The organism is Frateuria defendens (assembly GCF_001182895.1).
In the GTDB taxonomy this organism is placed as follows: domain Bacteria; phylum Pseudomonadota; class Gammaproteobacteria; order Xanthomonadales; family Rhodanobacteraceae; genus Frateuria_B; species Frateuria_B defendens.
In genome coordinates this window covers 53,144-63,162 of the sequence record NZ_LFQR01000082.1, presented here as the reverse complement: position 1 = coordinate 63,162, position 10,019 = coordinate 53,144, and the positions used below count along the sequence as shown (strand labels likewise).

7 protein-coding genes are annotated in these 10,019 nt (G+C 72.1%); 3 read left to right on the top strand and 4 right to left on the bottom strand.

The genetic code is table 11. The features are described from left to right. The 4 genes from ACH65_RS12160 to ACH65_RS12145 all read right to left on the bottom strand — a co-directional run. On the bottom strand, nucleotides 1-286 hold a 286-nt coding region (locus ACH65_RS12160; protein WP_049622867.1), incomplete at its 3' end, for a biotin/lipoyl-containing protein. 82 nt (nucleotides 287-368) lie between these two features. Continuing rightward, entirely contained in the window at nucleotides 369-3,212 is a 2,844-nt protein-coding gene (locus tag ACH65_RS12155; protein ID WP_049622869.1) for a 2-oxoglutarate dehydrogenase E1 component, read from the bottom strand. Nucleotides 3,213-3,397: 185 nt separating this feature from the next. Next, nucleotides 3,398-4,348, bottom strand: a complete 951-nt coding sequence (locus ACH65_RS12150) for a GNAT family N-acetyltransferase (protein WP_049622866.1) — start codon at nucleotides 4,346-4,348, stop codon at nucleotides 3,398-3,400. Beyond that, nucleotides 4,345-5,538: a cupin domain-containing protein gene (locus ACH65_RS12145; RefSeq protein WP_049622865.1), complete on the bottom strand. Its 1,194-nt coding sequence runs from the start codon at nucleotides 5,536-5,538 to the stop codon at nucleotides 4,345-4,347. The genes ACH65_RS12150 and ACH65_RS12145 overlap by 4 nt, the downstream gene beginning before the upstream one ends. 240 nt (nucleotides 5,539-5,778) lie before the next feature. On the opposite strand from ACH65_RS12145, the gene ACH65_RS12140 reads away from it, so the two are divergent. The 3 genes from ACH65_RS12140 to ACH65_RS12130 are packed head-to-tail and all read left to right on the top strand — an operon-like array spanning nucleotide 5,779 to nucleotide 9,997. After that, the gene (locus ACH65_RS12140; RefSeq protein WP_049622864.1) at nucleotides 5,779-7,575 is read left to right on the top strand and encodes an assimilatory sulfite reductase (NADPH) flavoprotein subunit; all 1,797 of its coding nucleotides are present in this window, start codon (nucleotides 5,779-5,781) and stop codon (nucleotides 7,573-7,575) included. An 8-nt stretch (nucleotides 7,576-7,583) separates the two neighbouring features. Continuing rightward, a complete protein-coding gene (cysI, locus tag ACH65_RS12135) occupies nucleotides 7,584-9,278 on the top strand; it encodes an assimilatory sulfite reductase (NADPH) hemoprotein subunit (RefSeq protein WP_049622863.1) in 1,695 nt (564 codons plus the stop codon). Further along, on the top strand, nucleotides 9,275-9,997 hold the full coding sequence (locus tag ACH65_RS12130; protein ID WP_049622862.1) for a phosphoadenylyl-sulfate reductase: 723 nt from the start codon (nucleotides 9,275-9,277) through the stop codon (nucleotides 9,995-9,997). The genes cysI and ACH65_RS12130 overlap by 4 nt, the downstream gene beginning before the upstream one ends. Nucleotides 9,998-10,019: the final 22 nt, after the last annotated feature.

The window sequence follows — 10,019 nt, the reverse complement described above, 5'->3', positions numbered from 1 at the left end:
CGGCCGCCGGGGCGGGCGCCGCGGCCGGTGCGGGGGCCGCCGCGGTGGCGCCTTCCTCGATCACCGCGATCACCTGCTGGCTGGTCACCGTGTCGCCGGACTGGAACTTGAGATCCTTCAGCACACCGTCGACCGGCGAGGGCACTTCCAGCACCACCTTGTCGGTTTCGAGGTCGACCAGGTTCTCGTCGCGCTTGACCGCCTCGCCCGCCTGCTTGTGCCAGGTAGCGATGGTGGCGTCGGAGACGGACTCGGGCAGGACGGGTACTTTGACTTCGATGGACATGACGGGTCCTTAGGGGGTGGGCGCTCGTCCCTGAGCGCGGGTATCACGAAGCGGCCGTCCCGGCCGCACGATGCGGAAAAGCTTACTCTGCGGAATGGTCGGTGCCGACCGGCGCGGCCAGCGCCTGCTCGACCAGCGCGGCCTGCTCGGCGACGTGCGTATTGAGGTGGCCGGCGGCTGGCGCCGGCGAGCGCGCGCGCCCGGCGTAGGAGAGGCTGTGCTTGCTGCCGATGCTGGCCTGCAGGTGGTGGCGGATCTGGAACCAGGCGCCCTGGTTCATCGGCTCTTCCTGGCACCAGATCACTTCCTTGGCGGCCGGGTACTTCTCCAGCTCGGCCGTGACCTCGGGACGCGGGAACGGGTAGAGCTGCTCCACGCGCACCAGGGCGACGTCCTCGATGCCGCGCTTCCCGGCTTCTCCCAGCAGGTCGTAGTAGACCTTGCCCGAGCACAGCACCACGCGCTTGACCTTCTTCGCGTTGAGCTTGCGGTGCTCGCCGATCACCAGCTGGAATTCGCCGTTGGCGAGTTCGTCCAGCGTGGAGACGGCCAGCTTGTGGCGCAGCAGCGACTTGGGCGTCATCACGATCAGCGGCTTGCGCGTGGGGCGCAGCACCTGGCGGCGGATCATGTGGTAGGCCTGCGCCGGCGTGGTCGGCACGCACACCTGCATGTTGTCCAGCGCGCACAGCTGCAGGTAGCGCTCCAGGCGGGCGGAGGAGTGCTCCGGGCCCTGGCCCTCGTAGCCGTGCGGCAGCAGCAGTACCAGCCCGCACAGGCGGCCCCACTTGGCCTCGCCCGAACTCAGGAACTGGTCCACCACCACCTGGGCGCCGTTGGCGAAGTCGCCGAACTGGCCTTCCCAGATGTGCAGGGTGAACGGGTCGGTGGTGGCGTGGCCGTATTCGAAGGCCATCACCGCCTCTTCGCTCAGCAGCGAGTCGATCACCTCGACGTTGGCGCCCTCGCGCAGCGTGCCCAGCGGCAGGAAGGTGCGGCCGTCCTTCTGGTCGTGCAGCACCGCGTGGCGGTGGAAGAAGGTGCCGCGGCCGGAGTCCTGGCCGACCAGGCGCAGGTTGCTGCCGCCGTCGACCAGGGTGGCGTAGGCCAGGTTCTCGGCGAAGCCCCAGTCGCCCGGCAGCTCGCCGGCGGCCATCTTGCGGCGGTCGTCGTAGATCTTCGCCACGCGCGGGTGCAGGGCGATGTCCTTGGGCAGCTCGACCAGCTTGCCGGCCAGCTCGACCAGCTTGGCCTTCGGCACGGCGGACTCGTACGCGCTGGACAGCTTGCCCTCGAGGAAGCGGCTCCAGTCCACTTCCACGTCCTTCGCCAGCGACGCATGCAGGTCGGTCATCGGCGCGCCGGCCTCGAGGCGGTCGCGATAGGCGTCGAAGCGCCGCTGCGCGTCGCCGTCGGCGATCACGTTTTCCTTCACCAGCTGCTGCGCATAGAGGTCGCGGGCGGTGGGGCGCTTGCGGATGATCTGGTACATCACCGGCTGCGTCGCCGCCGGCTCGTCGGCCTCGTTGTGGCCGTGGCGGCGGTAGCAGACCAGGTCGATCACCACGTCCTTGCGGAAGGTCTTGCGGAACTCGTAGGCCAGGCGGGTGACCTGGATCACCGCCTCCGGATCGTCGCCGTTCACGTGGAACACCGGCGCGTTGACCATCTTGGCGAGGTCGGTGCAGTACAGCGTGGAGCGCGCGTCCTGCGGGTTGGAGGTGGTGAAGCCCACCTGGTTGTTGACCACGATGTGCAGCGTGCCGCCGATGCGGAAGCCGCGCGCCTGCGACATGTTCAGCAGCTCCATGTTCACGCCCTGGCCGGCGAAGGCGGCGTCGCCGTGGATCAGCACGGCCAGCGACTGCGTGCGCTCGCTGTCGCCGCGGCGCAGCTGGCGCGCATGCACGGAGCCGGCCACCACCGGGTTGACGATCTCCAGGTGCGAGGGGTTGAACGCCAGCGCCACGTGCACGCCGCCCTTGGGCGTCTTCACGTCGGCGGAGAAGCCCATGTGGTACTTCACGTCGCCCGAGTGGGCCGGGTCGTCCGGGTGCTCGAACTTGCCCTCGAATTCGTTGAACAGGGTCTTGGGCGGCTTGCCCAGGATGTTGACCAGCACGTTGAGGCGGCCGCGGTGGGCCATGCCGATCACCACGTCCTTGACGCCGTTGTCGCCTGCGGCGCGCACCACCTCGTCCACCATGGGGATGAGGCTGTCGCCGCCTTCCAGCGAGAAGCGCTTCTGGCCCACGTACTTGGTGTGCAGGTAGCGCTCCAGGCCCTCGGCGGCGGTGAGGCCGTCGAGCAGGTGCTGCTTGCCGGCAGTGTCGAGGCCGGCCTTGCCGTTGGCCTCCTCCAGGCGGGTGTAGATCCAGCTGCGCTGGGCGTGGTCGGAGATGTACATGAACTCCGGACCGACGGTGCCGGTGTAGACCTTCTTCAGCCGCGCCAGCAGCTCGCGCAGCTTCAGGCGCTGGCCGCCGCCGGCGTAGGTGCCGCAGTCGAACTCGGTGTCGAGGTCGGCCTCGGAGAGGCCGTGGAAGGCGAGGCCGAGGTCGGGCGCCTCCATCTTGCCGGCGAGGCCGAGCGGGTCGAGGTTGGCGGCGAGGTGGCCGCGCGAGCGGTAGGCGGTCAGCAGGCGCAGCACGCCGGCCTGCTTGCGCGCGTGCTCGTCGCTGACCGGCGCGGCGGCCAGGGCGGCGCCGTTGCGGTGCTTCTGCGCCGCCTCTATGCGCGCGATGGCCGCGTAGTGGGAGACGTCTCCCGACTCGCGGCCCTTGAAGGTCTCGAAGTATTTCTGCCATTCGGCCGGTACCGAGGCGGTATCGGCCAGCCAGGCTTCGTAGAGTGATTCAACGTAGTCGGCATTGGTGCCGGCGAGCTGGGAGGTTTCGGAAAACTCGCGAATCAGATTGGTAGTCACGTCAACACCGAAGGGGAGGGGTGCGTCGGCCATGGGGGAGGTGGCGGATGAGAAACTCGTTAATTATAGCCGCGGGCTGCTGCGATGCGACAACCTGTCGCGGCTAGCCAAAGGTCGATACCCCTGGCGCGTTTTTCAAGGTCGTGGCAAGCGCGGCGTTGCTCGGCGGCCATCGGACGGGGCGGCTAGATGTCCAGCGGCTGAATCGCCGTGGCGCGCACGGCGCGTTCCCACGCGGCCTCGAACTGCCGCCGCAGCGGCGCCTGCGCGGCGCGGTCCTCGAGCGCGCCGTGCCCGGCCGGCTGGGCGGCGTCGGCCTGGAACAGGTAGCCGCCGGTGTCGGTGAGCAGGCAGGCGGAGAGGTCGGCCAGTTCGCCCTCGGCGGTGGGCACGCGGATCTGGATCACGCTCGGCAGGCGCTGGGCCAGGGCGACCAGTCGGTGGCCCTCGCGCAGCGCGGCGGCGGGGTCGCCCAGCAGCAGGCGGATCTGCGCGCCGCGGCCGGCGACGGCGAGGCGGCGCAGTTCGGCCAGCTCCGCCTCGTCCTGATAGGCGTCGGGCCCCAGCCGGGGCAGGCGGATCGCCACCTGGCGCCGGGCCGCCGCCAGCAGCTGCAAGCGGCTGGCGGCGAGCTCGTGGCGGTTGCCGGCCGGCAGGCGTGCCGGCGCGGGTCGCGCGTCGGCGATGGGCGCGGTCGGCGCCAGCGCGCGGCGCATGCGGCGATGGGGTATGCCGGCGTCGTCGAACACCTCGCCTTCGGCCACGAAGCCCTCGCGCTCGTAGAAACCGATGGCCTGCACCTGGGCGTCCAGCGCCACCTCCGGCCAGCCCAGGGCGCGGGCCTGGGCTACCAGCTCGCGCAGCAGCGCCGCGCCGGCGCCGCTGCCGCGCCAGGGGCGGCGCACCGCCATGCGGCCGATCTTGCGCTCGGTGGTCAGGCGGCCGCAGCCCACCGGCTGGCCGGCCTCGTCGCGGGCCAGCACGTGGATGGCCTCGGCATCGAGCTCGTCCCACTCCAGCGCCTCGGGCACCTGCTGCTCGTGCACGAACACTTCCAGCCGGACCGCGCGCAGTGCCTCGCGATCGGCGTCGCGGGACCAGTGCGCGCGTGCGAGGTGGAACGCTTCCAGCCTCATCGCCGCCGGGGTTTGCGTAGCACCAGGTGGCCGCCCTCGACCAGGGCGTGCAGCAGGGCCAGCTCCGCTTCGCCCGGGCTGGCTTCCAGCCGCAGCGCGCGCTGGGCGCACAGCCGGGCGGCCAGCGCCGGCGGCGCGGGCCAGGCTTCGCCGTTGGCGAACAGGGTGGCGCCGCGGCGGCCGCGGCTCCAGGCCAGCCGCGTCCACGGATGGCGCAGCAGCTCGGCGCCGGCGTCGAGCTGCTTGCGCAGGGCGGCCTCGCCGGGCGGGCGGGCCGGCGCCGCCGGCTGCTGGGCCAGGCGGTAGCGGGTGATGAAGCGGCCGAACCAGTCGCGCAGGGTGTCCTCGTCCAGCGCGGCGGCGAACGGCAGCGCGGCCTTCACGCGGGCGAGGGCGGCGCGGTCGATCTCGCCGGGGGCCTTGGCCGGGGCGAGGTCGGGGTCGGCGTAGCGCAGCTCGTCGGGCAGGCGCTCGGCGAGGTAGTCGGCCAGGTCGCCGGTGAGCTCGGCCTGCGAGGGCGCGCGCATGCCCACCGAGAAGGTCATGCAGGGGCCGCCGAAGGCCACGCCGTCGTGCGGCACGCCGGGCGGCAGGTAGAGCAGGTCGCCCGGTTCGAGCAGCCATTCGTGGGTGGGCTCGAAATGGGCCAGCTGCTTGAGTTCCACGTCGGGGCGGACGTCCCGGGGCGCGTCCGGGTCGGTGCTGATCGCCCAGTGGCGCAGGCCCTGGCCCTGGATCAGGAACACGTCGTATTGGTCCACGTGGGCGCCCACGCCGCCGCCGGGCTCGGCGTAGGAGATCATGATGTCGTCCACGCGCCAGCTGGGCAGGAAGGCGAAGGGCTCCAGCAGCGCCGCCACGTCGGCGTCCCACTTGTCCACGTCCTGCACCAGCAGGGTCCAGTTGGCGTCGCCGGTGCGGGCGAAGTCGGCCTCGGCGAGCGGGCCCGTCTTCACCTTCCAGCGCTCGCGGGCGGCGTCGTGGACGATCAGGCGCGACAGCGCGCCTTCCTCGCAGGCGAGCCCGGCCAGGTCCTCCGGCGCGATCGGCGGCTGGAAGCCGGGGAAGGCGTGGCGGACCAGCAGCGGCCGCTTCTGCCAGTAGTCGCGCAGGAACTGCGCCGGGGGCATGCCCAGCGGCTGCCTGGCGGAGCCGCGGACTTCGATGGGGGGCGGGATGGTTGGCTTCATCCGCCGATTGTAGCCGCACGCATCGGCCGGGCCAGCAGGCCCGGACGGTGCTCGCCGTTAGGGGATGGGGCCGGCGGCGGGTTCGATGGACGGATGAAGCCTGGGACGAAGCCTAGGCGCCGGCAGGGACGGGGGGAAATAAGGCATCGGCATAAGCACATGCCGAGATGTCCTTTGTTTATATGTATAGGGGTGACTAATTTTGGACGGCCAGACGTATGGACGTCCAAGGAAATTGCTGTGAACGCTGTCGCCGTGCCCGAGCTTGCCGCCCCCGCCCTCGATGCCGGGAAGATCGCCTTGCTCGGGAAGCTGGTCGACGGCCTCGGGCCGGCCGAACTCTACTGGGTGGCCGCCTGGGTTGCCGCCAGGGCGGAAGGCCGGGCGCCGGCGCCGGCCGCAGCGTCCCAGGCGTCCTCGCCGCTGACGGTGGTGTACGGCAGCCAGACCGGCAACGCCCGCCGCGTGGCCGAGCGGCTCGTGAAGGAGCTCGAGGCGGCCGGGCTGCCAGTGCGCCTGCTGCGCGCCGACGCCTACCCGCAGCGCGAGCTGGCGCAGGAACGCCACCTGGTGATGGTGATCAGCACCCAGGGCGAGGGCGAGCCGCCGGACGACGCGCGCGGGCTGGTGGAGTTCATCACCGGCAAGCGCGCGCCGAAGCTGCCCGCGCTCAAATTCGCCGTGCTGGGCCTGGGCGATTCCAGCTACCCGCAGTTCTGCGCCATCGGCCGCCAGCTGGACGCGCGCCTGGCCGAGCTCGGCGGCACGCGGCTGGCGCCGCTGGGCGAGGCCGACGTGGACGTGGAGACGGTGGCGGCGCCGTGGGCGGCGCAGGCGCTGGCCCTGGCGCGCGAGGCGCTGAAGGCCGAGGCGCCGGCGGCGCGGGTGCCGGCCCTGCACGCGGTGCCGAGCGTGGCGGCGCATGACCGCGACCGCCCCTACCCGGCGGCGGTGCTGGCCAACCAGCGCATCGTGGCCCGCGACGACGAGCGCGACATCCGCCATCTCGAACTTTCGCTGGAAGGCGCCGGGCTGCGCTACGAGCCGGGCGATGCGGTGGGCGTGTGGCCGGTCAATCCGCCGGCGCTGGTGGCACAGTGGCTCGACGCCCTGAAACTGGACGGCGAGCAGCCGGTGACCCACGCCGGCCGCAGCCTGCCGCTGGCGCAGTGGCTGGGCCGCGAGCGCGAGCTGACCCGGCTTGGCCGCGGCTGGCTGGCCGCCCACGCCGAGGCCGCCGGCGACGAGGCGCTGCGCGGCCTGCTGCGCCCGGAACACGCCGTCGAGCTGGCGGCCGTGCTGGAGCGCGAGCAGCCGATCGACCTGCTGCGCCGCCACCCGGCCGCGTGGGACGCCACCGCGCTGGTGGCCGCGCTGCGCCCGCTGACGCCGCGGCTGTACTCGATCGCCTCCAGCCAGGCGGCGGTGGGCGAGGAGGTGCACCTCACGGTGGCGGTGGTGGACTACCGGAACCAGGGCGAGCAGCGCTGGGGCGCGGCTTCCGCCTTCCTCGCGGCCAGCGAGGAGGACGCTGGCGTGCCGGTCTTCATCGAGGCCAACGAGCGCTTCCGCCTGCCGCAGGACAGCAGCCGCGACGTCATCATGATCGGCCCCGGCACCGGCGTGGCGCCGTTCCGCGCCTTCGTGCAGCATCGCCGGGAGCAGGGCGCGCGCGGGCGCAACTGGCTGTTCTTCGGCAACCGCCGTTTCTCGCAGGATTTCCTCTACCAGGTGGAGTGGCAGCAGGCGCTCAAGGACGGCTCGCTGCATCGCCTCGATCTCGCCTTCTCGCGGGAAGAAGGGCTACAAAAAACCTATGTGCAGCAGCGCATCCGCGAGCAGGGGCGTGAGCTCTACGCCTGGCTGCGCGAGGGCGCCCACCTCTACGTCTGCGGCGACGCCAAGCACATGGCCAGGGACGTCCATGCCGCGCTGATCGAGGTGATCGCCACCCACGGCGCTCTCTCGTCCGAGGACGCCTCCGCCTGGCTCGCCGAACTGCTGCAACAGGGCCGCTACGCCCGCGACGTCTACTGAAGAACGCCATGACCGCCCCCCTTTCCGATTTCGAACGCATCAAGGCCGCGAGCCGCTACCTGCGCGGCACCCTCGAGCAGGGGCTGGCCGACCCGGTCACCGGCGCGATCAGCGAGGACGACAACAAGCTGCTCAAGTTCCACGGCAGCTACCAGCAGGACGACCGCGACCTGCGCGAGGAGCGCCGCAAGCAGAAGCTGGAGCCCGCGTTCTCCTTCATGCTGCGCGCGCGCCTGCCGGGCGGCGTGGTGACGCCGGCGCAGTGGCTGGCCTTCGACCGCATCGCGCGCGAGTACGCCAACGGCAGCCTGCGCATCACCACGCGGCAGACTTTCCAATGGCACGGCGTGATCAAGCGCCGGCTCAAGCCCACCATCGCGGCGATCCACCACGCGCTCGCCACCACCATCGGCGCCTGCGGCGACGTGGTGCGCACGGTGGTGAGCACGCCCAACCCGGTGGAATCCGCCGCGCACGCGCACGCCTACGCCTGGGCGGCGCGCCTGTCCGAGCATCTGGCGCCGCGGACGCGCGCCTACCACGAGATCTGGCTGGACGGCGAGAAGCTCGCCGGCGAGGCGGAGGAGGAGCCGCTGTACGGCGCCACCTACCTGCCGCGCAAGTTCAAGATCGGGCTGGCGATCCCGCCGCTCAACGACATCGACGTGTTCGCCCAGGACCTGGGGCTGATCGCGGTGATCGAGCAGGGCGAGCTGCTCGGCTTCAACGTGGCGATCGGCGGCGGCATGGGCGCCGCGCACGGCGATCCCACTACCTATCCGCGGCTGGGCAGCGTGATCGGCTTCGCCACGCCCGACCAGCTGATCGCGGTGGCCGAGGGCGTGGTGGCGGTGCAGCGCGACTGGGGCAACCGCAGCGAGCGCAAGCACGCGCGGCTCAAGTACACGCTGGACCACCGCGGCCTCGACGCCTTCAAGGCCGAGCTGGAGGCGCGCCTGGGCTTTGCGCTGGAGCCGGCGCGCGCCTTCCGTTTCGACCACAACGGCGACCGCTACGGCTGGACGCAGGGGCAGGACGGTCGCTGGCACCTCACCCTGCACATCGAGGCCGGGCGCCTGGCCGACGTGGGCGCGCGGCGCTGGCTCACCGGCCTGCGCGAGCTGGCGCAGGTGCACCGGGGCGACTTCCGCCTCACCTGCAACCAGAACGTGATCGTGGCCAACGTGGCGGAGCCGGACCGCGCGGGCATCGACGCCCTCGTGCGCGAGCACGGCCTGGACGGCGGCGAGCGCTACAGCGGCATCCGCCGCCACGCGGTGGCCTGCGTGGCGCTGCCCACCTGCGGCCTGGCGATGGCCGAGAGCGAGCGCTACCTGCCGGCGCTGCTGCCGCGGCTCGAAGCCGCGCTGGCACGGCACGGCCTGCGCGAGGCGCCGATCCTGCTGCGCCTGTCCGGCTGCCCCAACGGCTGCTCGCGGCCGTACCTGGGCGAGATCGCCCTGGTCGGGCGCGGCCCGGGCCGCTACGACCTGCGCCTGGGCGCCGACTTCACCGGCCAGCGGCTCAACCGGGTCTACCGCGAGAACGTGGACGAGGACGCCATCCTCGCCGCGCTGGAGCCGCTGTTCGCGCGCTACGCGGTCGAGCGCGACGAAGAGGAGCGCTTCGGCGATTTCCTGCTGCGCGCGGGCGTGCTCGAGCCGGCGCCGTCGCGGGCCATCCCCCTGGAGGTGACGCCATGAGCCGGGCCCTGCTGGAAAGCGCGCGCCACGACACGGCCGCGCGCGCCGAACTCAACCGCTGGCTGGCCGGCCGCCCGGCCGAGGCGCGGGCGGCCTGGGCGCTGGAACAGCTGCCGGGGCCGCAGGTGCTGTCCTCCAGCTTCGGCGCCCAGGCGGCGGTGTCGCTGCACCTGCTGACCCAGCTGCAGCCGGACCTGCCGGTGGTGCTGATCGACACCGGCTACCTGTTCCCGGAAACCTACCGTTTCATCGACGAGCTGGCCGAGCGGCTCTCGCTCAACCTCAAGGTGTACCAGTCGCCGCTCAGCCCGGCCCGCATGGAGGCGCGCTACGGCCGGCTGTGGGAGCAGGGCGTGGCCGGCATCGAGCGCTACAACCGCCTGCGCAAGGTGGAGCCGATGCGCCGTGCGCTGGAGGAGCTGGGCGCCGCCGGCTGGTTCGCCGGCCTGCGCCGAGGGCAGGCCAGGACCCGCGCCGCCATCGACTTCGCCGAATGGCGCGAGGGCCGCTGGAAGTGGCACCCGCTGGCCGACTGGAGCGACCGCGACGTGGGGCTCTACCTCAAGCGCCACGGCCTGCCGTACCACCCGCTGTGGGAGCAGGGCTACCTCTCCATCGGCGACGTCCACACCACCCGGCGCTGGGAACCGGGCATGGACCTCGAAGACACCCGTTTCTTCGGCCTGAAACGCGAGTGTGGCCTGCACGAGTTCGCTTGAGTCCGCTTTAGCCGTATCGTTG